Origin of the sequence: Saccharothrix obliqua (genome assembly GCF_019375475.1) — a bacterium.
GTDB classification, from domain to species: Bacteria; Actinomycetota; Actinomycetes; order Mycobacteriales; family Pseudonocardiaceae; genus Actinosynnema; species Actinosynnema obliqua.
In genome coordinates this window covers 1,033,888-1,057,919 of the sequence record NZ_JAHXGQ010000001.1, presented here as the reverse complement: position 1 = coordinate 1,057,919, position 24,032 = coordinate 1,033,888, and the positions used below count along the sequence as shown (strand labels likewise).

At 71.7% G+C, this 24,032-nt stretch carries 18 protein-coding genes; 7 read left to right on the top strand and 11 right to left on the bottom strand.

Annotated features, from left to right (window positions below; genetic code table 11):
- The gene (locus KZQ38_RS05105; RefSeq protein WP_219438843.1) at positions 1 to 1,332 is read left to right on the top strand and encodes a maltokinase N-terminal cap-like domain-containing protein; all 1,332 of its coding nucleotides are present in this window, start codon (positions 1 to 3) and stop codon (positions 1,330 to 1,332) included.
- Complete coding sequence (gene glgB / locus KZQ38_RS05100) at positions 1,329 to 3,476, top strand: 1,4-alpha-glucan branching protein GlgB (protein WP_219438841.1); 2,148 nt, start codon at positions 1,329 to 1,331, stop codon at positions 3,474 to 3,476. The genes KZQ38_RS05105 and glgB overlap by 4 nt, the downstream gene beginning before the upstream one ends.
- Here the strand turns inward: glgB and KZQ38_RS05095 are convergent.
- Genes KZQ38_RS05095 through KZQ38_RS05085 form a run of 3 tightly spaced genes read right to left on the bottom strand, consistent with a single transcriptional unit; the run spans position 3,463 to position 6,961 of the window.
- Positions 3,463 to 4,194: a TolB-like translocation protein gene (locus KZQ38_RS05095; RefSeq protein WP_308258248.1), complete on the bottom strand. Its 732-nt coding sequence runs from the start codon at positions 4,192 to 4,194 to the stop codon at positions 3,463 to 3,465. The two genes, glgB and KZQ38_RS05095, sit on opposite strands and share 14 nt — an antisense overlap.
- Before the next feature lie 14 nt (positions 4,195 to 4,208).
- Entirely contained in the window at positions 4,209 to 5,396 is a 1,188-nt protein-coding gene (locus KZQ38_RS05090) for an MFS transporter (RefSeq protein ID WP_219438839.1), read from the bottom strand.
- Complete coding sequence (locus KZQ38_RS05085) at positions 5,396 to 6,961, bottom strand: discoidin domain-containing protein (RefSeq protein WP_219438837.1); 1,566 nt, start codon at positions 6,959 to 6,961, stop codon at positions 5,396 to 5,398. The genes KZQ38_RS05090 and KZQ38_RS05085 overlap by 1 nt, the downstream gene beginning before the upstream one ends.
- Positions 6,962 to 7,443: 482 nt before the next feature.
- On the opposite strand from KZQ38_RS05085, the gene KZQ38_RS05080 reads away from it, so the two are divergent.
- Together KZQ38_RS05080 and KZQ38_RS05075 are read left to right on the top strand one after the other, a co-directional pair.
- On the top strand, positions 7,444 to 8,829 hold the full coding sequence (locus KZQ38_RS05080) for a neutral zinc metallopeptidase (protein ID WP_219438835.1): 1,386 nt from the start codon (positions 7,444 to 7,446) through the stop codon (positions 8,827 to 8,829).
- Positions 8,830 to 9,017: 188 nt separating this feature from the next.
- Positions 9,018 to 10,457 (top strand): neutral zinc metallopeptidase, encoded by a 1,440-nt coding sequence (locus tag KZQ38_RS05075; protein WP_219438833.1) that lies wholly within the window; start codon positions 9,018 to 9,020, stop codon positions 10,455 to 10,457.
- Between the two features lie 244 nt (positions 10,458 to 10,701).
- Here KZQ38_RS05075 and KZQ38_RS05070 read toward each other — a convergent pair whose 3' ends face one another.
- From KZQ38_RS05070 to KZQ38_RS05060, 3 genes are all read right to left on the bottom strand, one after another.
- Positions 10,702 to 11,655, bottom strand: a complete 954-nt coding sequence (locus KZQ38_RS05070; protein ID WP_219438831.1) for a tetratricopeptide repeat protein — start codon at positions 11,653 to 11,655, stop codon at positions 10,702 to 10,704.
- Between the two features lie 125 nt (positions 11,656 to 11,780).
- The gene (locus tag KZQ38_RS05065; protein ID WP_219438829.1) at positions 11,781 to 12,626 is read right to left on the bottom strand and encodes an SCO6745 family protein; all 846 of its coding nucleotides are present in this window, start codon (positions 12,624 to 12,626) and stop codon (positions 11,781 to 11,783) included.
- Positions 12,627 to 12,651: 25 nt separating this feature from the next.
- Positions 12,652 to 12,957, bottom strand: coding sequence for an MTH1187 family thiamine-binding protein (locus KZQ38_RS05060; RefSeq protein ID WP_219438827.1), 306 nt, complete (start codon positions 12,955 to 12,957; stop codon positions 12,652 to 12,654).
- A gap of 38 nt (positions 12,958 to 12,995) precedes the next feature.
- Here KZQ38_RS05060 and KZQ38_RS05055 point away from each other — a divergent pair, with 38 nt between their 5' ends.
- Complete coding sequence (locus KZQ38_RS05055; protein ID WP_219438825.1) at positions 12,996 to 13,499, top strand: MarR family winged helix-turn-helix transcriptional regulator; 504 nt, start codon at positions 12,996 to 12,998, stop codon at positions 13,497 to 13,499.
- A gap of 2 nt (positions 13,500 to 13,501) precedes the next feature.
- On the opposite strand, the gene KZQ38_RS05050 is transcribed toward KZQ38_RS05055, so the two are convergent.
- From KZQ38_RS05050 to KZQ38_RS05030, 5 genes are all read right to left on the bottom strand, one after another.
- Positions 13,502 to 13,798 (bottom strand): DUF3817 domain-containing protein, encoded by a 297-nt coding sequence (locus KZQ38_RS05050; protein ID WP_219438823.1) that lies wholly within the window; start codon positions 13,796 to 13,798, stop codon positions 13,502 to 13,504.
- A gap of 396 nt (positions 13,799 to 14,194) precedes the next feature.
- Positions 14,195 to 15,238, bottom strand: coding sequence for an ABC transporter permease (locus KZQ38_RS05045; RefSeq protein ID WP_219438821.1), 1,044 nt, complete (start codon positions 15,236 to 15,238; stop codon positions 14,195 to 14,197).
- Positions 15,235 to 16,149, bottom strand: coding sequence for an ABC transporter ATP-binding protein (locus tag KZQ38_RS05040; protein ID WP_219438819.1), 915 nt, complete (start codon positions 16,147 to 16,149; stop codon positions 15,235 to 15,237). Before KZQ38_RS05040 ends, KZQ38_RS05045 begins: the two co-directional genes overlap by 4 nt.
- 159 nt (positions 16,150 to 16,308) lie before the next feature.
- Positions 16,309 to 18,585 carry a GH92 family glycosyl hydrolase gene (locus KZQ38_RS05035; protein ID WP_308258247.1) on the bottom strand — a complete coding sequence of 759 codons (2,277 nt, stop codon included), beginning with the start codon at positions 18,583 to 18,585 and terminating at the stop codon, positions 16,309 to 16,311.
- Between the two features lie 51 nt (positions 18,586 to 18,636).
- A complete protein-coding gene (locus tag KZQ38_RS05030; RefSeq protein WP_308258246.1) occupies positions 18,637 to 21,846 on the bottom strand; it encodes a GH92 family glycosyl hydrolase in 3,210 nt (1,069 codons plus the stop codon).
- 209 nt (positions 21,847 to 22,055) lie between these two features.
- Between KZQ38_RS05030 and KZQ38_RS05025 the strand changes: the two genes are divergently transcribed.
- Both KZQ38_RS05025 and KZQ38_RS05020 read left to right on the top strand, forming a co-directional pair.
- On the top strand, positions 22,056 to 23,039 hold the full coding sequence (locus KZQ38_RS05025; RefSeq protein WP_219439400.1) for a LacI family DNA-binding transcriptional regulator: 984 nt from the start codon (positions 22,056 to 22,058) through the stop codon (positions 23,037 to 23,039).
- Positions 23,036 to 24,031 carry a class I mannose-6-phosphate isomerase gene (locus KZQ38_RS05020; protein WP_219438817.1) on the top strand — a complete coding sequence of 332 codons (996 nt, stop codon included), beginning with the start codon at positions 23,036 to 23,038 and terminating at the stop codon, positions 24,029 to 24,031. Before KZQ38_RS05025 ends, KZQ38_RS05020 begins: the two co-directional genes overlap by 4 nt.
- Position 24,032: the final 1 nt, after the last annotated feature.

Genomic DNA, 24,032 nt, shown 5'->3' with positions numbered 1-24,032 from the left:
GTGACCGATCCCCACGACCTGGTCGACAAGGTGGTGGCCGAACTGCCCGAGCGGCTGCCCGCGCAGCGGTGGTTCGGCGGCAAGGACCGGCCGGTGACGTCGGTCCGCCCGCTGCGCACCACCGTGCTCGGCGAGGACCCGCTGCTGGTGCACCTGGTGGTGGAGGTGGCGCAGCCCGACCGGCGGGCGCCGTACCAGCTCCTGGTGACCGACCTGGCGGAGGACTACGACGCGACGGCCGACCCCGAGCTGGCGGGCAGGCTGCTGGACCTGGTGGCCGAGGGCGCCGAGGTGGACGGGTTGCGGTTCGCGCACGAACCGGGCGTGGAGCTGGAGGCGGGCCTGCGTGGTCGGCCGATCACCTCCGAGCAGAGCAACACGTCGCTGGTGTTCGGCAGCCAGTACATCCTGAAGCTGTTCCGCAAGCTGACCACCGGGGAGAACCCGGACCTGGTGCTGCACCGCGCGCTGCACCGCGTCGGCTGCGAGCACATCGCGCAGCCGCTGGGCTCGATCACCGGCGAGCTGGACGGCGAGCCGACCACGGTCGGGATGCTCCAGCAGTTCCTGCCCGACGCCGTGGACGGCTGGGCGATGGCCACCACCAGCGTGCGGGACCTGATGGCGGAGGGCGACCTGCACGCCGACGAGGTGGGCGGCGACTTCGCGGGCGAGGCGCAACGCCTCGGGCAGGCCGTGGCGACCGTCCACGCCGACCTGGAGCGCGCGCTCGGCACGCAGCGCGCGGACGCGGGCGACATCGACCGGACGGTGCGCAACATGGTGGCGCGGCTGGACTCGGTGGTCGCGGCGGTGCCGGAGCTGCGGCCGTACGTGCCCGCGTTGCGCGAGGCGTTCGACCGGGCGCGCGACACGCCCGGCGCGGTCGCCATCCAGCACATCCACGGCGACCTGCACCTGGGCCAGGTGCTGCGCACCGTGCAGGGCTGGCTGCTGATCGACTTCGAGGGCGAGCCGGGCGCGCCGATCGCCGAGCGCACCGCGTTGCGCTCCCCGCTGCGCGACGTGGCCGGGATGCTGCGATCCTTCGACTACGCGGCGCACCAGCTCCTCGTCGGTCAGCCGGAGGACCACCAGCTCGCGGTGCGGGCGCTGGAGTGGTCGCGGCGCAACCGCGCGGCGTTCACCGAGGGCTACGCGGAGGCGGCGGCCGAGTCGGTGGGCGACCCGCGCGGGCGCGGCTACCTGCTGCGGGCGTTCGAGCTGGACAAGGCGGTGTACGAGGTGTCCTACGAGTACGCGAACCGGCCGGAGTGGTTGACGGTGCCGCTGTCGTCGATCGCCCGGATCACTGGAGAGGGAGTGCGATGACCGAGGACGTGGACCGGCTGCTCTCCGGGTCGCACCACGACCCGCACTCGGTGCTCGGCGTGCACCACCTGCCGTCGGGCGAGGTGGTGGCGCGTGCGCTGCGGCCGGGCGCGTCCGCGGTGGCCGTGCTCGCCGGCGACAAGCGGTTCGACCTGGACCGGGCGGGTGACGGCCTGTTCGAGGGCGAGCTGCCCGAGCACCCCGGCGACTACCGGCTGGAGGTCGCCTACCCGGACACCGTGGTGGAGGTGGACGACCCGTACCGGTGGCTGCCCACGGTCGGCGAGTTGGACCTGCACCTGATCGGCGAGGGCAGGCACGAGCGGCTGTGGGACGTGCTGGGCGCGCACGTCCGGTCCTACGACACGGTGGCCGGCACGGTGACCGGCGTGTCGTTCGCGGTGTGGGCGCCGACCGCGCGCGGCGTGCGGGTGTGCGGCGACTTCGACGGCTGGGACGGCCGCGCGCACCCGCTGCGGTCGCTGGGCTCGTCCGGCGTGTGGGAGGTGTTCGTGCCCGGCATCCCGGAGGGGACGCGGTACAAGTTCCGCATCCTCGGCCGGGACGGCGGCTGGCACGAGAAGGCCGACCCGATGGCGTTCGCCACCGAGACACCGCCCGCGACGGCGTCGGTGGTGACGAGGTCGCGGCACGAGTGGACCGACGCCGAGTGGGAGAACCGGCGCGACGCCACGCGGTGGATCAACGCCCCGATGAGCGTGTACGAGGTGCACCTGGGGTCGTGGCGGCCGGGCCTGGGCTACCGCGAGCTGGCCGAGGAGCTGGCCGAGTACGTCGTGGAGTCCGGTTTCACGCACGTGGAGCTGATGCCGGTGGCCGAACACCCGTTCGGCGGGTCGTGGGGCTACCAGGTGACGTCGTACTACGCGCCCACGTCCCGGTTCGGCTCGCCGGACGACTTCCGGCACTTCGTGGACGTGCTGCACGGCCACGGCGTCGGCGTGATCATGGACTGGGTGCCCGCGCACTTCCCGCGCGACTCGTGGGCACTGGCCCGGTTCGACGGCACACCCCTGTACGAGCACGCCGACCCGCGCCGCGGCGAGCACCCCGACTGGGGCACGCTGGTCTTCGACTTCGGGCGCAACGAGGTCCGCAACTTCCTCGTCGCCAACGCCCTGTACTGGATCGAGGAGTTCCACATCGACGGCCTGCGCGTCGACGCGGTGGCCTCGATGCTGTACCTGGACTACTCCCGCCAGGAGGGCCAGTGGGCGCCCAACCAGTACGGCGGCCGGGAGAACCTGGACGCGGTGCGGTTCCTCCAGGAGCTGAACGCCACGGTCTACAAGCGGCACCCCGGCGTGGTCATGGTGGCGGAGGAGTCCACGGCGTGGCCGGGCGTCACGCGGCCGACGCACCTGGGCGGGCTCGGGTTCGGGTTCAAGTGGAACATGGGGTGGATGCACGACACGCTGCACTACCTGTCGCGTGAGCCGGTGCACCGGTCGTACCACCACAACGAGATCACGTTCTCCCTGGTGTACGCGTGGAGCGAGAACTTCGTGCTGCCGCTGTCGCACGACGAGGTGGTGCACGGCAAGGGCTCGCTGTGGCAGCGGATGCCGGGCGACGACTGGAACAAGGCGGCCGGGCTGCGGTCGCTGCTGGCGTTCATGTGGGCGCACCCCGGCAAGCAGCTGCTGTTCATGGGCGGCGAGTTCGGGCAGCGCGACGAGTGGTCGGAGTCGCGGTCGCTGGACTGGCACCTGCTGGACTCGCCGTTCCACGCGGGCGTCCGGTCGCTGGTGGGCGACCTGAACCGGGTCTACCGCGAGACACCCGCCCTCTACAGCGCGGACGGCAAACCCGAGGGCTTCTCGTGGATCGACGCGAACGACTCGGCGGGCAACGTGTTGAGCTTCCTGCGGATCGGCGAGGACGGCTCGGTGCTGGCGTGCGTGGCGAACTTCTCCGGCGGGCCGCACCTCGACTACCGGGTGGGCCTGCCGGTCGCGGGCCGCTGGCGCGAGGTCGTCAACACCGACTCGGAGACCTACGGCGGTTCGGGCGTGGGCAACCTCGGCGGTGTGGTGGCGGAGGAGGAGCCGTGGCACGGACGGCCCGCGTCGGCGGTGCTGCAACTGCCGCCCGCGGGCGTCCTGTGGCTCATGCCGGGGTGACCTCCCCGGAACCGTCGGCGGGCGCCCGCCAGGTGCGGCCGTCGTGCCGGTACGCCACGGTGCGGTCGTCCGGCCACACCGCCTGGTCGTCGACGCTGCGTTCCTCGGCCAGCGCGGTCTCGGCCATGGTTCGCAGGTCCAGCACGTGCAGCCGCCACGGTCCGGGCGACACCCGCTTCTTGAACACCAGCCGCGTGCCGTCCGGGGACAGCGACGGGCACTCCACGTTGTCCCGCAGCGCACGCGCCTCCCACGACCGGTAGTCGGCCTCGACCAGGTGCGTGCGGCCCCGGCTCGCCGCGGTGGCGTAGAACCGGGTGTCGTCGGCGGTGAACGTGACGCCCCAGAAGTTCAGGTCCGGGGCGCGGTAACGCTCCCCGGCCACGAACAGCGGGATGTCCTCGATCGACTTGCGCAGCTCGTCGTTCGCCGTGTCGAGGATTCCGGTGCGCGTGGAGAAACCCTCCGTGTTGTACGAGTCACCGGACACGAACACCGTCCACGACACCATCCGGCCGCTCGGCGACACCTGGAGCCTGCTCGGGATGCCCGGCAGCTCGTGCCGCACCTCCCGACCCCGCGCGGTCACCTTCAGCTCGACCATCGCGGGCAGGCCCGGCAGGGCGGTCAGGCACGCCTCCGTGCCCGCCGCCGCCGACGTCCGGGCGCACCCGCCCACCGCCTCCGCCGCGCGGCCCCGCGCGTGCACCACGTACACCGCGGCGGCCAGGATCAGGACGACAGCGGCCGCAACACCGATGCGCCAACCAGGACGGCGGCCAGCGCCCCGAGGGACACCGCCACCGCCGTTTGCGCTCCCCACAGCGTCCACATCGCTCCAAACAGGACAGAGGAAACCAGTTTCGCCAGCGCCTGACCGGTTTGCAGCACGGCCATGCCGCTGGTGCGCAGCTCGTCGGGCAGCACGGGCGCGGCGGCGGCCGGCAGCACGCCGTCGGTCGCCGCGTAGAACGCGCCGTGCAGCGCCAACACCACGAAGACGTTCACGTACGGCGTGAGCAGCAGCCCGAACGCCGCCGCGAGCGCCACGTGACCGGCGAGGAACACCGGCCACCGCCCGACCCGGTCCGCGAGCCTGCCCAGCGGCACGGCCAGCAGCAGGTACACCCCCGCCGTGCCCAGGGCCAGCAGCGGGAAGTGCACCGCGTCGAGCCGGAGTTCCTGTTGCAGCAGCAGGTACAGGAACGCGTCGCTCACGGTCACCGCGCCGAGCACCGCGGCCCAGCCGGTGATCCGGCGGAACCCCTTGCGCCACAGCGGCTTCAGCGACGGCCGGGCGGGCAGCGGCGACCGCCGGTCACGCACCAGCACGCCGAGCAGCACCACGCCGAGCACGGCGAAGCAGAAGCTGGTGACGAAGACGGCGTCGTACGAGCCGAGGCTCGCCCACAGCACGCCCATCGCGGCCAGCGGCCCGATGAACGCGCCCACCGTGTCCATCGCCCGGTGCACCCCGAACGCCCGGCCCAACGCGCCGGGCTCGCTGCTCAGCGAGATCAACGCGTCACGCGGCGCGGTGCGCAGGCCCTTGCCGGTCCGGTCGACGGCGAGCACGCCGCCCAGCGCCACCGGCGAGGACACCACCAGCAACCCGACCTTCGCCGCCGCCGACAGGCCGTAACCCGCCATCGCCACGGCCTTGCGGCGCTGCCACCGGTCGGCGGCGGCGCCACCCAGCAGGCGCACCACCGCGGTCACCCCGGAGTAGAGCCCGTCCAGCACACCGAACTGGAGCGGGCTCAACCCGAGCGCGACCACGAAGTACAGCGGCAGCACGGCCGTGACCATCTCCGAGGAGATGTCGGTGACCAGGCTGACCAGCCCGAGCGCGAGGACGTTGCGGGCTACCCGGCCCCGGTCGCCGGAGACCGGGGCCTGGCGCGCGGTCGCGATGTACATCAGCGGCAGGTGTAGGTCGGGGTGCTGTCGATGGCCTTGCCGTCCAGGCCGATGAGCTGCCACGAGTACGTGGTGTCGGTGAGCGTCAGCTTGAGCACCCCGTACGTGGACTTGGCGAACTCGGTGACGGCCGGGTTGGCGGACACCTTGTAAAGCGATGCGCCACCACCGCCGCCGATCACCGAGCGGAGGCCGTTGGGGTCCGCCTTGCCGCTCGCGTTGAGCGGCTTGAACCGCTCGTAGTGGTGGTCGTGCCCGCCCAGCACCAGGTCGGCCTTGTTGGCGACCAGGGTGTCCCACAGCCAGGCGCTGCTGGTGTTGTTGCCGTGCTCGCCGGAACTCCAGCGCGGGTGGTGGAAGTAGGCCGCCACGCAGCCCTTGTCGGTCGCGGCGAGGTCTCGCTTCAGCCACTCCTGCTGCGCGGTCGCCGCCTTGCCGGACTCGGTCGAGTCGAGCGCGACGAAGTGCCAGTTGCCGTGGTCCCAGGAGTAGTAGGTCTTGCCCTGCGGCGTGGCGATGGACCCGAAGTAGTTCTTGTAACCGCTCAGCGGCGGGCTGTCGTAGGTCTCGTGGTTGCCCGGCACCGGCTTGGTCTTGGCCTTGAACCGGCCCCAGGTCTTGTCGTAGTAGTTGCGGAAGTCGGACAGGTGCGCATCGTCGTACTGGTTGTCGCCCATGGTGATCACGGCGACCGGGTTCATCTGCTCGACCAGCTTGGCGGTCTTCGGGTGCACGCACGAGGAATCGCTCGACGTGCACTGCTCGGCGATGTCACCGGCCGCGGCGACGACGAACGAACCGCCGCTCGCACCGGTCGTGGCCCGGACGGTCGCGCTGGCGGGCGAGGTGTTGCCCGCCGCGTCCCGCGCCTTGACCGCGTACTCGTACGTGGTCCCCGGCGCGAGACCGCTGTCGGTGAAGGCCGTGCCGGTGGCGTCGCCGACCACCACGCCGTCGCGGAGCACGTCGTAGCCGACGACGCCCACGTCGTCCGTGGCGGCGTTCCAGGCGAGCGACGCGCTGTTCGCGGTCGTGCCGGTGACGCGGGGCGAGCCCGGTGCGGTCGGCGCGGTGGTGTCGCCGTTGCCCGGTCGGACGCCGAAGACCTCCAGCTCCCACAGCGAGTAGCCGTACTCGGTGGCCCGCTGCGTGCCGAGGATGCGCAGGTAGCGGCCCGAGTGCTTCAGGTTCTGGTGGTCGTCGGAGTCGCCGTCACCGGTGGAGCGGCTGCTGATGTCGGTCCACGACTTGGCGTCGTTGGACAGCTGGACCTGGTACTTGGTGGCGTACGCGGCCTCCCAGCGGAGCTTCACGCGGTGCACCTCGGCGACCGCGCCGAGGTCCACGGCGAGCCACTGGGGGTCGATGCCGGGCGCGCTGGCCCAGCGGGTGTCGGCGCGGCCGTCGACCGCGAACTGGGGTGCGTAGTCGGTGTCCTCCGCGGAGGACGCGGTTGTCGGCCGGTTCTGGGAGAGCAGGATGTCGGCGGGCGCGCTGGCCGCGGTCAGCGGTTGCACGACCAGGACGAGCAGGCCCACAGCGGCCAGTGGCGCTACTCGGCGCAAGGCTTTCTCCTCACGGTCCGGGGCGGCGGCTCAGGAGGGGAATTAGTTAGGAACCTTTCCTTACGGTAGGGCCCGGTCGCGTCACCGTCAACCGGTCGACCGCACCTCTGCCATCCGGACCGACCACACCGCACCCAACCGGCCCGACCGCCACCCCACCACCAGCCGGCTCGACCACCACCCGGATGGCCACCCGGCCCCGCTGCCCGGCTCGACCACCACCCGACCACCACCCGACCGGCACCCGACCGTCACCCGAACCGACCGCGAACCGACCGCGAACCAGCTCCGCCACCAGCCCGGCCTCCGACTCCGTCCCCACTCGGTCTCCAACTCGCTCCCACTCGGTCTCCAACTCGCTCCCACTCGGTCCCCCACTCGGTCCCCCACTCGCTCCCACCCGGTCCCCCACTCGCTCCCACTCGGTTCCCGGGTTGTTCGAGGGCACCCCAGCCAGCGGCTCCAGGCGGCACAATGGTGCGATGCGGCGCGCATCGGCTCGGCTGGTCCTGCTGGTTGCGGTGGTATCGACGGCGCTCGTGGCCACGGGGTGCACCCAGTTGGTCGACGGGCGCGCGGTGGCGGGCAAGGTGGTGGCCGGGGGCGGCGTCGACCCGGGGTTCATCCGGGGCACCGACGGCGGGACCATCGACCGGCTCGCGGGCACCGCGATCACCGACGTCGACGCGTTCTGGCAGGAGGCGTTCCCCGCCACGTTCGGCGAGAAGTGGCAGCCCCTCGACGGCGGGGTCTACTCGGTCGACACGTCCGACCCGTCCGCGAAACCCCCGCCGTGCACCGAGAAGGCGAGCGACGTCGAGGGCAACGCGTTCTACTGCCCGAGCGCCGACGCCATCGCGTGGGACCGCGCGGCGCTGCTGCCGGTGCTCCAGGACCGCTACGGCGACGCCGCCGTGGTCATCGTGCTGGCGCACGAGATGGGGCACGCCGTGCAGCGCCGGATGGGCATCACGCCGGAGGCCGAGCGGCGCGAACCGGAGAAGTACCCGACGATCCTCACCGAGGCGATGGCGGACTGCTTCGCCGGCACCTTCACCAAGTGGGTCAACGACGGCCGGTCCCAGCACCTCGACATCGGCGCGGACACCCTGGACGCGGCCGTCGGCGCACTGGTCAGCTTCCGCGACCCGGTCGGCACGTCACCGGCCGACCGGTCCGCGCACGGCAACGCGTTCGACCGGGTGTCCGCCTTCCAGGACGGCTACCAGCAGGGCGCGAAGTTCTGCGGCGCGATGACCGTGGAGAACCGGCCGTTCACGCAGAAGTCGTTCACCGACCTCGACGACCGCGACCGCGGCGGGAACCTGCCGTTCGCGGACATGCTCGACGCCATCACACCCGACCTCAACAACTTCTACTCGGCGCTCGTCACCGGCAAGGGCAAGACGTGGAACGCGCCGAAGAGCACGCCCGTGCGGCAGGAACCGGACTGCTCCGGCGACCAGGGCCCGGTGGCGTTCTGCCCGCGGGACGGTTCGGTGCAGGTGGAGGTCGCCGAGGACCTGCCGAAGCTGCACGCCAAGCTCGGCGACTACGCCACCGGTGTCCTGCTCGCGTCGCGTTACGGCCTCGCCGCGCGGGCCGCGCTGGGCGTGGAGGTGGCCGGCGGCGAGGCCGCGGCCGGCGCGCTCTGCCTGGCGGGCGCGTACACCCGCGAGGTGTTCGACCGCCGGCAGGGCTTCGGGCTCTCCCCCGGTGACCTCGACGAAGCCGTGCAGGTGTTGCTCGCCCACGACTACGCGGCCCGCGACGCGTCCGGCGGCGCCACCGTGGACTCGGGCTTCAAGCGCGTCGAGGTGTTCCGGGGCGGGGTGTTCGAGGGCGTCAAGGCGTGCGGCCTCGGCTAGGGCCTGTCCTCAGCGCGGGAGCGCGGCCCCGCCGGCGCGCGGAGACGGCGGTCAGGCAAGGCCCTGTCTTTCCGGCAGGCTCCCCGGAAGTTCCCGCGACATCGAGGACACGCCCTAGTTCCGTCACACGTTCGTGTGCGGCCAAGTAGGGTTCGGTCGACCGCACTGATCGGGATGGGGCTCCAGGCATGGCACGACGGGTGTACACGGTCGCGGCGCTCGTCGCGGTCGCCGCATTGACCGCCGGCTGCGCGCAGACCGTGAACGGCTTGCCACGCGCGGAGAAGCCGGACGTCTCGAAGGTCGCGGGTCTCGACATCACCACCGGCGAGAGCGGTCCGAAGCCCGGCGTGCCCGACGCGGACCTGTCCGTGGAGAACGGCGACGGCGGCGAGATGGACCGCTTGGCGATCAACGCGCTGGCCGACGTCGAGGAGTATTGGGCCGAGCAGCTGCCGAAGAACTTCGGCGGGCGCGGGTTCGAGCCGGTGAAGCGCCTGGTGTCGTACGACTCCACCGGTGACGGGGTGGAGATCTGCCGCACCAACACCAAGGGCGTCGCGAACGCGTTCTACTGCTCCCTGGACGACAGCATCGCCTGGGACCGCGGTGACCTGCTGCCCATGCTGGACGACGCGTTCGGCCCGATGGCCGTGGTGACCGTGCTGGCCCACGAGATGGGTCACGCCGTGCAGTACAAGCTGGGCGCCGACGGCGGCGTCAACCAGGCCACGCCGTCGATCATCAAGGAGCAGCAGGCGGACTGCTACGCCGGCAACTTCTTCCGGTGGATGGCCGAGGGGAAGTCCAAGCACTTCCGGATCTCCACCGGTCCCGGCCTCAACCAGGTCCTGGCCACCATGTTCTTCATCCGCGACGCGGCAGGCACGTCCGCCGAGAAGCAGGGCGCGCACGGCAGCGCGTTCGACCGCGTGGCCGCCTTCCAGTTCGGCTTCGGCGGTGACCCGAAGCGCTGCGCGGAGATCGACGACCAGGAGATCAAGACCCGCATCACCCAGCAGAAGTTCGACGTCAAGGACGTCGACACCGGCCAGGGCAAGGGCAACCCGAAGGTGGACGACCAGCGTTACCTGGACCTGCTGGAGGAAAGCCTCCGCAACGCGTACAAGCAGAGCGGCGCGACACCGCCCACGTTCACGTCGGGCGACAACAACTGCCCGGACGCGAAGGAAACCACCCCGGCCGCGTACTGCCCGGCGACCAACACCATCTCCATCGACCTCCCGGAACTGGTCCGCATCGGCACCCCGCCGAAACGCGGTCAGAAGGGCGGGATCGGCGACTTCGCCGCCTTCGCGGAGATCGCGTCCCGCTTCGCCCTGTCGATCCAGAAGGCCACCGGCTACCCGCTGGAGGGCCCCGCGGCCGGGCTGCGCACCGCCTGCCTGACCGGGGCGTGGGCCGGCACGACCACGGAACGCGCCGCCAAGCTGCGCCTTTCCTCGGGCGACCTGGACGAGGCCGTGGCCGAACTGCTGGCCGACCGCAGCCTCATCGCGGCAGACGTCAACGGCACCGTGGTCCCGTCGGGCTTCGCCCGGGTAGAAGCCTTCCGCGACGGCTTCTTCAACGGCTTCGGCCTCTGCACCCGCAAATACTCGGGCTGACCGGCCCACCTCGCTCGGCGGCGAAGCCACACACCCCGCCCCGCTGCGTGTCATCCCCGTATGGCCTGCGCGCCAGCGAACCGCGCTCGTTCCCTGAGCGCAAACACGCTTTTCGTTTGCGCTCAGGGAACGAGGGTGGTTGTCTTGACCAGGCCATACGGGGATGACACGCAGCCCGCCCTTGATGTCATCCTTGGCGGCCTGCCAAGCGGCGAGCGTTGCTTTTAATCCCGAGGGCACACCCTCAGAACAACGCCGAAGCCAGATTCCGCCGAGCCTTCGCCACCCGCTCATCATCGGCCGGGAACAACTCGAACAACCCGACCAGGTGCTCCCGCACCCGATCCCGGTCCTCCCCGAACACCCGGCGCACCGTGTCGATCAGCCGGCCGAACGCCTTCTCCACGTCCTGGCCCGCCAACTCGACGTCGGCCGCCGCGAGCTGCGCGTCCACGTCGTCCGGCCGGGCGTCGGCCGCCGCCACGGCGTCCGGCGTCAGGCTCTCCGCGCGAGCGGTGAAGCGGACCTGCGCGAGGGCGGCCTTGGCCTCGGCGTTGCCCGGTTCGGCGGCGAGGATGGCCTCGTAGCCGGCGATCGCCCCGTCGAAGTCACCACGCTCGAACGCCTCCTCGGCGGCCGTGAAGCGGGGGTCCTCCGGCTCCTCCACCTCACCACCGCCGACCGCGGCCTCGGCGGCCTTGATGCCCGGCAGGCGGTCGCGCAGCGCGTCCAGCAGCCGCGTGATCCACTGCTGGAACTCCGCCTCGGGCAGCGGCCCGGCGAACGCGTCCACGGGCTGCCCGGCGGCCACGGCTACGACCGTCGGCACCGACTGCACGCCGAACACCTGGCCCACGCGCGGGCTGGCGTCGAGGTCGACGCGGGCGAGCAACCACGCGCCACCGCCGGCCCGCGCGGCACGCTCCAAAACCGGGGAGAGCTGTCCAGCCTCGGGGCTCCACGACGCGGTCAGCTCCACCACGACGGGGATGTCCATCGATCGCTCGACGACCGACTGGAACGTGGCCTCGGTGACGTCGAGCACCCACGGGCTGGGCCCGCCGTCACCGGCCGACGGCGGGGCGGAGGCGGGGCGCTGACGGACGGCGTCGGCCCGTGCCTTCAGCGCGCCGAGGTCGACTGCCCCGGACAGCGCGGCGGACAGTGCAGCGGTCTTTCGAGGGTCAGGCCTTGTCACGGCTCCATCCTGGCACGAGTCCGCGTTCAGGGGAGCAAGTGGTGGTATCCAGCGGGTCGGCCCAACTCGCGGACGCGTGGCTCGACTCGGGCTCGACTCGGGCGCGACTCGTGGCTCAAATCAACTCAACCCAACGCCTCCACCACGTCCAACCCCAACGGATTCACGCGCATCGCCTCGTTCTGCCGCCCCAACGCCAACACCAGCGGCGTCATCAGGTCGAGGAACCGCGCCGTGCGCTCCTCGCCCAGCGCCCGCCACGGCCGCGCCGCGGCGTCGTCGGTCCGGCGCTCGATGTCGACCCGCAGCGCCTTCCCCTCGGCGGTCAGCCCACCCCCCGAGAACAACCCGCGCGACGCGAGCGCCGCCTCCGCACCGGCCCACTCCTCCTCGTCCCACCCGCGAGCGGTCCGGAGGTAGGCCGGGTCCAGCCCGTTGTCCGCGCCGAACAACACCAACGCCTCGCACGGCGCCAGGTCGGCCGCCACCAACGCCGCCACGTGCCCGTCCCCGCGCGACTCGCGCAGCGTCGTGCACGCCTGCCACAACGCCAGGTGCGGTTCCCCGGGCAGGTCCAACCCGGCGTTGGCCGCGCCGAGCACGCGACCCGCCAGCTCCGTCGAGCCCGCCGCCGCCACCGCCAACCCGGCCGCCTCCGCCACGTCCAGCGTCGGCAGCATCCGGCGCAGCGCGGCGTCCACGCCCTCCAACCGCGCCTCCAGGAACCGCTCCGGCGGGGCCACGGCCCACGCGGCGGGGAGTGCTCGGGCCACGCGCGTCGGGTGGAAGCTGTAGAACGCCGCCGTGACGGCCTCCGGGCCGACCGCGCCGAGCGGCGCGGCGCGCATCCCGAAGTACCCCATCCAACCGCCGCGGCAGCCCAGGGCATCGGTGACGGCCCTGGACTCCGGGGTGAAGTAGGTGACGTCGTGGTAGGTCTCGAACCGGATCCAGAGGTCGCGGGGCGTCATGAGCCCAAATTAGTAGGAAGGCCGACTACTCACCAGACCGAAGGAGCGCTTCCTCCACCCGCTCGACCTTGGCCGTGAGCTGCCCGGTGAAGCCCGGCCTGATGTCCGCCTTCAACACGAGCCCCACCCGGGGAGCCACCGCGCCCACCGCTTCGGTGGCCCGTTTCACGACGTCCATCACCTCGTCCCACTCCCCCTCAACCAGCGTGAACATCGCGTTGGTCTCGTTCGGCAGCCCGGACTCACGCACCACCCGAACCGCCTCCGCGACCGCTTCCGCAACGCTGTCGGACTCCCCGCCGAGCGGGCTGACGCTGAACGCGACGAGCACTGGTCCTCCCTTGACTAACCCACTGGTAGCTTCGGCGCATGACGTCCCAGCCGCTCCCGTTCGACCCCATCGCGCGCGCCGCCGAGCTGTGGGAGAAGCGGATCGGACCGTCGACCGCGATGGCCGCGGTGACCAGTGTCATGCGAGTGCAGCAGATCATCCAGTCCGCGGTGGACGCGGCCCTCAAACCGCACGGCCTCACGTTCGCCCGGTTCGAGGCGCTGGTGCTGCTGACGTTCGCCCGCACCGGGAGCCTCCCCATGCGGGTGATGGGCGAGCGGCTGCAACTCCACCCGACCAGCGTGACCAACATCGTGGACCGCCTGGAGGCCGACGGCCTGGTCCGCCGCAACCCGCACCCCACCGACCGGCGCACCACGCTGGTGGAGATCACGCCGGACGGGCTCGCGCGGCGGGAGGCGGCCACCGAGGCGGTGACGGAGGTGGGGTTCGGGCTCCGCGGGCTCACGGAGCGGCAGACCGAGCAGCTCACCGACCTGTTGGCCCGCGTGCGGCGGGCGGTCGGGGACTTCTCGGACTGATCTCAGCCGGTCGCGAGCTTCCCGGAGCGCATCGCCCACCGCTCGAAGAACACCGTCCCGAACGGGGGGATGCTGGCGACCAGCGCCCAGATCAGGGTGGCGCGGTTCCAGCGCTGCGCCATCATGAGGGCCGTGAGCACGTAGCCGACGAAGATCACGCCGTGGATCGGGCCGAAGATCTTCACGCCGATCTCGGGGCCCACCACGTACTTGAAGAACATGCCGATGAGGAGGCCGGCCCAGGAGACGGCTTCGGCCAGGGCGAGTGCGCGGAAACGACCTTCGGGGGTGGAGAGCATGAGCCTCATTGTGATCGGTGACGAGGCTCACGCTTGGGCAGGGTCGTGGTGTCGAATCGGGTTTCCCGTTCGCGGCACAGCGACTGGCGCGGCGGCTTCGCCCGGCTGCCGGTGCTTCCCGGGAAGCACCGGCCGAATTCGTCGGCCGCGTGAAGTGCTGCTCCTCAGGGGCTCGGGATTAAAAGCAACGCTCGCCGCTTGGCAGACCGCCAAGGATGACATCAAGAGCAGGCTGCGTGTCATCCCCGTATGGCCTGGTCAAGACAACCACCCTCGTTCCCTGAGCGCAAACGAAAAGCGTGTTTGCGCTCAGGGAACGAGCGCGGTTCGCTGCGCGCAGGCCATACGGGGATGACACGCAGCGGGCATCGGTGTGTGGGTTCCCCCACGGGGGGGTTAGTCCTCCCAGCGGAAGACCTTGGCGGCGATGAAGCCGACCACCAAGGTGAAGCCGATCAGTACCGCTGAGGGCAGGAGCAGGGCTTCTGCTCCCTTTCCCCGTACCAGGACGTCCAACATGCCGTCGTTCATGTGGCGCAACGGGAAGGCGTTCGACACGGCCTGGAGCCACGGCGGGGTGCTCTCCACCGGGAAGAAGGTGCCGGACAGGAAGGCCATCGGCATGGTGATCAGGTTCGCCGCGCCGCTGGCCGCCTCCTCCGTCTTGCAGAACGCGCCCACCAGCATCCCGATCGCGAAGAACGCCATGGTGCCCAGGATCAGCAACGGGATCGCCAGCCACCACTGCCCGGTCAGCTTGAGGCCGAACGGGGGCGTCAGGGCCACGGCCACGAACACCAAACCCTGGAGGAGGGCGGTGCCCACGCTGACCAGCACGCGCGAGCTGAGCACGGCCGTGGGGCCGACGGGGGCCAACCGGATTCGGCGCAGCACCTGCTTCTTGCGCCACGAGACCAGGGTCAGCGCCGAACCGAAGACGCCGGAGATCGCGACCGCCCAGGACAGGATGCCGGGCGTCAGGTACTGGATCGGCTTGAGGGAGGCGTCCTCCACCGGCTTCGCCGCGAACTCGAACGCGGGCGGTGTGTTGGTGGCGGCCACGTTGAGCTTGTCGACCACGCCCGAGACGATGCCGACGACGGTTTGCGCCTTGACCTGGTCGCTGGCGGCGAAGGTGAGGTCGACCCGGCCGTCACCCACGACCACCGCGGCGGGCAGGTCGCCGTCGTTCACCTTCTGCCGCGCCTGGTCGGGGTTGTCGAACTTCTCGAACTCCAGGACGCCGGTCTGGTCGAGCGCGGTGACCACGGGACCCTCGCCGACGACGGCGATCTTCGTCTTGTCGCCACCCGCGTCACCGAACAGCAGGCCGAACACCACGAGGAACATCAACGGGAACAGGAAGGCGAAGAACAGGGCCATCTTGTCGCGGAGGAAGCCCTTGACCATCGCCGCGGACAGGCTCTTGAACGCGGTCATGCCCGGTACTCCCGTCCGGTCAGGTTGAGGAACACGTCCTCCAACGTGGCCGTCCGCACCTGGAGGCCGTCGAGCGCACCGCGCTCGGCGAGCGCGGACAGCACCGGCGCGGGTTCGCGGGTCGAGATCGTCAGGGACGTCTCGTCCTCCTGCACGTGGTCGACGCCCTGGAACGCCTCGGCTTCCGCGACGGTGAGCGAACCGCGCTCCAGCGAGACGCGCGTGGGCGCGTCGAGACCGCGGATGAGCTTCGCGGGGGTGTCCATGGCGAGGATGCGACCCTTGTCCATGATGGCCACGCGGTCGCAGAGGATCTCGGCTTCGTCGAGGTAGTGCGTCGTGTAGACGATGGTCTTGCCGCGCTCCTGGATGGCACGCAGCACGTCCCACAGGTTGCGCCGCGCCTGCGGGTCGAGAGCGGCGGTCGGCTCGTCCAGGAACACCAGGTCCGGGTCGTGCACCAGGGCGCAGGCGATGGACAACCGCTGCCGCTGGCCGCCGGACAGCTTGTTCTCCGGGACGTTCGCCTTGTCGCTGAGGCCGACCAGCTCCAGCATCTCCGTCGCCTTCGCGGGCGGCACGCCGTAGAGCGAACCGAACGTCTCCAGTTGCTCGCGGGCGGTGAGCTTCTCGAAGAAGCTCGACGCCTGGAGCTGCACCCCGATCCGGGGCAGCAGCTTCGCGTTGCGCGGCCACGGCTGCGCGCCGAGCAGCGTCACCGAGCCCGAATCGGGCTCCCGCAACCCCTCCACGATCTCCAGCGTCGTGGTCTTGCCCGCGCCGTTCGGTCCGAGGATGCCGAAGAACTCCCCCTCGGCGACGGTGAACGAAACGCCGTCCACCGCTTTGAGATCGCCGTAGTGCTTGCGGATGTCCGCAACCTCCACGGCCTGTGTCCGTGCCCCTGTCATGGCCGGCACGGTAACCCGCCGTCCGGGTGGTTCAGGACCGGTCGGGTGGCCGAGCGACGAAAGTGAGCACAAGTCGCAACTTTCGGCGACTGCGCTGGTGGCGCTGCGCACCCGACCGTCCGCGCACGGTGAACTTGGTCGACTGCAGAGTGAAATCGGTCAACCGCAAGGGGAGCGCGGTGCGTCGTCGGGGCCGGTGCCCCAGGTCGCCGCGGCCGGATCGGCGGTGAGGGTGAACGCGATCTCCGCCCCGCCGGCGAGCACGGCGTGGTCGACCCAGACCCGGTTCCTCGGGACGTGGTCGACGCGCACGGACGAGACGTACTGGAGGCCGGGCGTGGCGTTCGCGGTGATCACCACCGGCTTGCCGGTGTGCAGCACGGCACGCTCGAACCTGGGCGCGTGCAGGAGGAACTGCCCGGTGCCCGGCACGGCCGGGTAGAGCCCGAGCGCGCTGAACACGTACCAGGCGGACATGGTGCCGAGGTCGTCGTTCCCGGTGACGCCGTTGGGCGCGTTGACGAACAGCGTCTGCGCGGCCCTGGTGACGGCGGAGGTCTTCCACGGTTGGCCGATCAACGTGTACATCCACGGCGCGTGCAGGTCCGGTTCGTTGTTGGGGTTGTACCGGAACTGGTTGTAGTAGTCGTACGGGCCGACCACCCACTTCTCGCGCACCGCGCGCGCGGGGTCCGCCACGAGGTCCGGGTAGGCGAAGAAGTCGTCCAGGCGGGCGGCGGCCCGTTCCCGTCCGCCCAGCAGCTCCAGCAGGCCCGGGATGTCGTGCTGGGCCAGCCACTGGTACTGCCACGCGGTCCCCTCGTGGAAACCGGGCCGCCCCTGCGGCGTGAACGGGGTGAGCCACCGGCCGTCGGCGGTCTTCGGGCGCGGGAAGCCCCGGAAACCGCGATCCGTGACCGTGCCGTCCCACAAGGCCCGGTGGTTGAGGGCGCGGCGGCGGAGCGCTTGGGCGTCCTCGTGGTGGCCGAGGGCGGCGGCCATGACCGACAGCGAGCAGTCGGCCAGGGCGTATTCGAGCGTGGCGGACGCGCCGTGGTGCGGGTCGACGTCCTGGCCCTTCTTCGGGAAGTCCTGGTCGTACTGGACGAACCCACTCGCCAGGTACGACCGGTTGCCCGCGCGGCCCTCGAACGGCGACGACGCGGGCGGCACGCCGTTGGCGTTGCGGAGCAACGCGCGGTACGCCCGGTCCTCCAACCCCTCCAGCGCGCCGAACCGCCACAGGTCCACCAGGAACGGCGTGACCGGGTCACCGGTCATCGTGTTCGTCTCCTGGTTCGCGTACGCCCAGCGGGGCAGCCAGCCGCCCTGCTCCTCGATCGCGAGGACCGAGCGGGCGATGTCCCGCGCCCGGTCGGGGCGCAGCAGCGCGATGAGCTGGTTGTGCGCGCGGTAGGTGTCCCACAGCGAGAAGAACTCGTGGTACGTCCAGCCCTCGGCGGTGTGGACGCGGTTGTCGAAACCCCGGTAGCGGCCGTCGATGTCGTTGCCGGTCAACGGTTGCAGCAGCACGTGGTACAGCGCGGTGTAGAACACGGTCCGGTCGTCGGCGTTGTCGGTCTCGACGGTGATCGAGCCGAGTTCGTCACGCCACGACGCCTGGGCCGCGGCGCGGAGTTCGTCGAACGTGCGGCCGGCCGCCTCCACCAGGTTCCGGGCCGCGCCGTCCGCGTCGACGTGGGAGATCGCGGTCGCGGCGGTCACCGGGCCGTCCCCGAACGCCACCCACTGACCACGCAGGCCCGCGCCGCCCTCGGCGCCGCCCCAGTTGCCGGTCCGGGTGAACGGCCGGTCGAACGTGGTGGTGAAGTGCGTGGTGTACGGCCTGCCGCCGCAGAACGCCTGCGACGTCACGGTTCCCGCCAGCGTGCGGTCGTCCACGACCCGGACGGAGCTGCCGGACACCGGCTCCTTGTCGTTGGCCTGCCCCACGTTCACCAGCACGTGGGGCGTCGCGCCCGCCGGGAAGGAGAACCGCTCCACGCCGGTGCGGGTGGTCGCGGTCGACTCGGCGGTGATGCCGGAGGCGAGCCGCACCCGGTAGTACCCGGCGGTGCCGACCTCGCCCGCGTGGTCGTAGCCGACGCCGTAACGGCGGTGGTCGAACGAGTCCGGCAGCGCGGTCGTCGGCAGGACCGACACCAGGCCGCCCTGCTCGTGGCAGCCCGCGCCGGACAGGAAGAAGTGCCCGAAACCGCGGATCACCGGGTCGTCGTACCGCCACCCCGCGTAGTGCGAGCCGATCGGGCTCGACTGGGCCATGCCGAACGGCGCGGACGCGCCCGGGAACGTGTTGCCGTCGTCCTTCGTGCCGATGAACGTGTTCACCGATTCGACCGGGTCCGTACGCGCGTGCGCCGCCACGGGCATCACCATAGCGGCCACCAGTGCGCTGACCAGGGCTGCGCGGAGCACCCGCCCACGGTATTGCCCCGGTTGCCGGGCGGCCACCCGGAGCACCCGCGCTCAGGCCAGGCCGATGGCGAAGACGTGGAACGTGCCACCGGTCACCCCCGCGGGCAGCGTCACCGACTTCACCGGCTTGCCGGACAACGCTATCGGCGCGGTCGCGAAGACGAACACCTTGAGCTGCTGCGCCTCGCCGCCGACGCTGTTCCGGTAGGGCATCGTGGCCACCACCCGGTTGTCGAACGACGGCGGCGTCGCGGAGTTGCCGCCCAGCGCCCAGTCCGAGAAGCCGACGTCCGCCTGCTGCGTCGTGCCGTCGGCGTAGGTGACGGTGAGCGTGCCGGACGCCCGGCCGCCCGCGGCGCTGCCGAGCAGGCCGAGCTTGGTGCCGGTGGCGTTCAGCACCACGGTCTGCCCGGACGCGTTGGCGTTGTCCGGCTCGCCGACCGGCGAACTCGGCCAGGTGTAGGGGATGCCGTCCCGCGACACCGTCGCACCGGGGCTCAACCCCTGCTCCCCCAGTGCTTTCCGGGAGTAGCTCCACCCGCTGCCGTCGAAGTTGCCGATCGCCTGGTCGTCGTCGGGCGAGGTGCCGGTGTTGTCGAACGCCGCGCGCAGGCTGCCCGGGTCGGCCACGAGCACCGACAGGGTGCTGCGCTGACCGTTGGAGAACACCACCGGCACGCGGTGGGTCCGCTCGGCGGCGTCCGGTGCGACGTCGACGCGGACCCGGTGGCCCGCCCGCTCGCCCGGTGGCGCGGTGATGCCGCCGCTCGCCGGGGTGACCGCGATCCCGGTGGGTGGCTGCGCGGACCAGGCGACACCGCCGCCCCGGCCGGAGAAGTCCTGCGCGCCGACCTCGACGACGCCGGTGCCGCCCGCGGGCAGCACCAGCCGGCCGGGCTGGAGGTACGTCTGCTGCCCGATCTCACCGTCCCGGAAGGACGGCGGCGCGTCGGCCGGGCCGGTGCCCCACGCGGTGGGCTCCGCGCCGAGCCCGAACTCCACCACGCCGCCGTTGGCGATCAGCGACTCCGGCAGCCAGGTGCGGGTCTGGGCACGGCCGTCGAGCTTCAGGTCACGCACGTGCACGCCGGTGCCCGAGGTCTTGAGCACGATCGGCTTGCCGTTCGGCCGGGTGATCGTGACCTCCTCGAACAGCGGGCTGTGCACGACCAGTTCCGCGCGGCCCGGGATCGCGGGGTACACGCCGAGCGCGGCCCACACGTACCAGGACGACATCTGGCCGAGGTCGTCGTTGCCGACCAGGCCGTCGGGACCGGGGCCGAACAGCTCGTCCACGGCCTTGCGCACCACGGCCTGCGTCTTGGCGGGCGCGCCGGCCCAGTTGTACAGCCACGGGGTGTGCATGACCGGTTCGTTGCCGAGGAACGCGTGCGGCTCGTTGGGACCGGCGTTCAGCTTGGTGAAGTAGAAGTCGAGCCGTTCGCGGACCTTCGCGTCACCGCCCATCGCGGTGAACAGGCCGCGTGCGTTGTAGGGCACCATCCACGTGTACTGGGCGGCGTTGCCCTCGACCCAGTTGTCCGGGCTCGCCGGGTTGAACGGCTCCACGAACGAACCGTCCCGGTTGCGTGCCTGCGTGTAGCCCGTGGCCGGGTTGAAGATGTTCTGCCAGTGCTGGGCACGTGCCATGAACGCCTGCCAGATCGCGCTGTCGCCGAGGCGGCGGGCGAGCTGGGCGATGGCGAAGTCGGCGGACGTGTACTCCAGGGTGGTGGCGGGCGCGCCCCACACGCCGCCGGTCGCGACCGGGACGTACCCGAGGTCCTGGTAGTCGCGCAGACCCGGGCGCTCCTGGTAGCCGTGCGTGGGTTGGGTCGCGCCGCGCAGCATGAGCAGCAACGCCTTGTTCGCGTCGAAGTCCTTGGCGCCGAAGGCGTACGCGGTCGACACCATCACGTGGTAGGGGTCGCCGACCATGACGCCGGTGTAGCCGTTGGCGACGGTCCAGCGGTCCCACGACCCGCCCTGCTCGGCGAACAACACCATGGACCGCACCATGTCCGCCGACTCCTTCGGCGCGAGCAGGGACAGCAGTTGCATCTCCGAGCGGTAGACGTCCCAACCGGAGAAGTTCGTGTAGACCGCGTGGCCCCCTTCGGCGGTGTGGAGGCGCCCGTCGAAGCCCGGGTACCGGCCGTCGACGTCGGAGAACACGTTGGGCTGCAACAGGGAGTGGTAGAGCGCGGTGTAGAAGGCGGTGCGCCGCGCATCCGTCCCGCCGGTGACCTCGACCTGGTTCAGCCGGTCGTTCCACGCCGCGCGCGCGGCGGTGCGGACGTCGTCGAACGACTTGCCCGCGCTCTCCGCTTCGAGGTTCCGCTTCGCGCCGTCGACCGAGACGAACGACAGGCCGACGTGCATCGTCACGTCCGGGTTGTCGAACGTGACCCAGCCGCCCGAGCCGGGACCCGCGACGGTGGTGTCCAGGGCGCCCGCGGTGCGCTCCTCGTGTTGAGCGGCGAGGGTTTTGCGCGCGTCGCCCAGGTCGCCGCGGCGGGGCGAGCCGCCGCGCTCGGTGGTCTTGCCGGGCGTCACCGCGCCGTTCTTCCACGTGCCGACGGACGCGAACGCCTGGTCGAACCGGGCGTGGAAGTACACCCGGTACCGGTGGTCCGCACCGCAGAACCGCCCGCTGGTGGCCCACCCGCTGATGCTGTCCGCGCCGATGGTGATCTCGGCGTCGTCGGCGCCCGCGATCGAGCCGGACGTGTTGACCAGCAACGTGGACGTGCTGCCGCCGGGGTAGGCGAACCGACCGACGCCGGTCCGCTGCGTGACGGTCAGGTCGACCCGCGTGCCGCTGTCCAGCGTCACGCCGTAGTGGCCGGGCGCGGCGGTCTCGTTGGCGTGCGAGAACGTCGACACGTAGCGGTTGGGGTCGGCGGCGGGCGACGTGGTCACCTCGCCCGCGAACGGCGTGATCGGGATGTCCTGGTACGTGGAGCAGCCCGCGCCGGACAGGTGGGTGAGGCTGAAGCCCTTGATCCGGTTGTCCGGGTAGTGGTAGCCGCCGTGCTGGCGGGTCACCGTGTCCGGGCTCCACTGCACCATCCCGAACGGGACGTCCGCGCCGGGGAAGGTGTTGCCCGCGCCGCCGCCGGTGCCGTGGTCGGGTCCACCCGGCTGGGTGCCGACGAACGGGTTCACCCAGCGCGCCGGGTCGTCCGGCTGCGCCTGCGCCGCGACCGGTTGGACCAGCGCGACTGCCACCAACGCCGCGGTCGCCAGAGCCGTCCTCACGGTGCCCTCCTCGTTGACAACGCTGTCCACGTACTTCGGGTAATCGCATACTTGCGGAGGGTGTCCGGGGTGCGTCAAGGCGCAGGACGGGTGTTGTCTCGTTCGGGACACCCCGAACCATTGACATCAGCCGGGGCCGGGTGTGTTATTCGCGGACTATGACAACGTTGTCCGCGATCGACCCGGAGCGGAAGGTCCGGCGCGCCACCATGAACGACGTGGCGCGGCTGGCGGGCGTGAGCATCAAGACGGTCTCGCGCGTGGTGAACGACGAGGCGGGCGTGCACCCGGCCACCGCGGACCGGGTGCTCGCGGCGATCGACCAGCTCGGGTTCCGGCGCAACCTCAGCGCGCGCAACCTGCGCCGCGGTTCGTCCACCGGCACGGTCGGCCTGGTGCTGGAGGACGTGGGCAACCCGTTCTACTCGGGCGTGACGCGGGCCGTGGAGGAGGTTTCCCGGCTGCGCGGCAGGCAGGTGATCACCGGTTCGTCGGATGAGGACCCGGCGCGCGAGCGCGAGCTGGCGCTGGAGTTCTGCTCGCGGCGCGTCGACGGGCTGCTCATCGTGCCCGCCGGGGTGCAGCACGCGTACCTGGTGCCGGAGATGCGCGCGGGCACGCCCGTGGTGTTCCTGGACCGGCCGGCGGGTGACGTCGTGGCGGACACCGTGCTGGTCGACAACGTCGGCGGCACCGCGGAAGCCGTGCGGCACCTGGCGTCGTTCGGGCACCGGCGGATCGCGTTCCTCGGCGACGCGCCGGACATCTACACCGCCGGCGAACGCCTGCGCGGGTTCCGCGAGGGGTGCGTGCGCGCGGGCGTGCGGTTCGACGAATCGCTGGTCGCGATGGGCCCGCACGACGCGGGTTCGGTGCGCGCGGCACTGCACCGCCTGACCACCGCCGCCGAACCGGCGACCGCCGTGGTGACCGGCAACAACCGGATCACGGTGCACGCGTTGCGCGCGCTGGCGGGCTCGGTGGCCCGGCCGGCGCTGGTGGGCTTCGACGACTTCGAGCTGGCGGACCTGCTCTCGCCGCCGGTGACCGTGCTCGCGCACGACGCGAGCGCGTTGGGCAGGGCGGCGGCGGAGCTGCTGCACGCCCGGCTGGACGGCGACGCGTCACCACCGCGGCGGGTGGTGCTGCCGGTGCGGCTGGTCGCCCGCGGGTCGGGCGAGGCGCGGCCATGAGCGTCGCGCCGGTCCTGCTGCCGGCCAACCAGCCCGCGCAGTTCTACCGGGGCGGAGCGGCGATCGCGGACCTGCGTGGCGACCCGGCGGCGGACGCCGGGCCCGAGGACTGGGTGGCGTCGACCACCACGTTGTTCGGCCGGGGCGAGGCGGGCCTGACCAGGCTGCCGGACGGGCGGTGGCTGCGTGACGCGGTGCGTGCCGACCCCGTGGCGTGGCTGGGCGACGCGCACGTGGCGGAGTTCGGCGCGGACACCGCGTTGCTGGTGAAGCTGCTCGACGCCGGGCAGCGGCTGCCGGTGCACTGCCACCCGTCGAACGCGTTCGCGGCCGAGCACCTGGCGTGCCGCCACGGCAAGACGGAGGCGTGGGTGGTGGTGGCGACGACGGGACCGGCGCCGACCGTGCACCTCGGTTTCCGCGAGGACGTGAGCCCCGCGGCGGTGGCCCGGTGGGTGTCCACCCAGGACTCGGCGGCCATGCTGGCGGCCCTGAACTCCGCCGTGGTCGAGCCCGGTGACGCGGTGCTCGTGCCGGCGGGCGTGCCGCACTCGATCGGCGAGGGCGTCTTCATCGTCGAACTCCAGCAGCCCACGGACTTCTCCGTCACGCTGGAGTGGGCGGGTTTCCTGCCCGACCCCGACGCGTGGCACCTCGGCCTGGGCCTGGACACCGCGCTGGGCTGCGTCGACCCGCGTGCGCACCGCGTCGGGGACCTGTTGACCCGCACCGGGTCGCGGGTCGCGCCGTCGGTGGGCCTGCTGCCCGCCGCCGCCGACCCGTTCTTCCGCGCCGACCGCCTGCACGTGTCCGGCTCTTACGTGCTCGACCCGTCGTTCGCCGTGCTGGTGGTCCTGGCGGGCTCCGGCGCGCTGGGCGACCTCCCCCTGCGCCGGGGCAGCACGGTGGTCGTGCCGCACGCGGCCGGCGGGGTCGTGCTGACCGGCGACCTGGTCGCCGTCCGCTGCCGTCCGCCCACCACCGGGAGCTGAC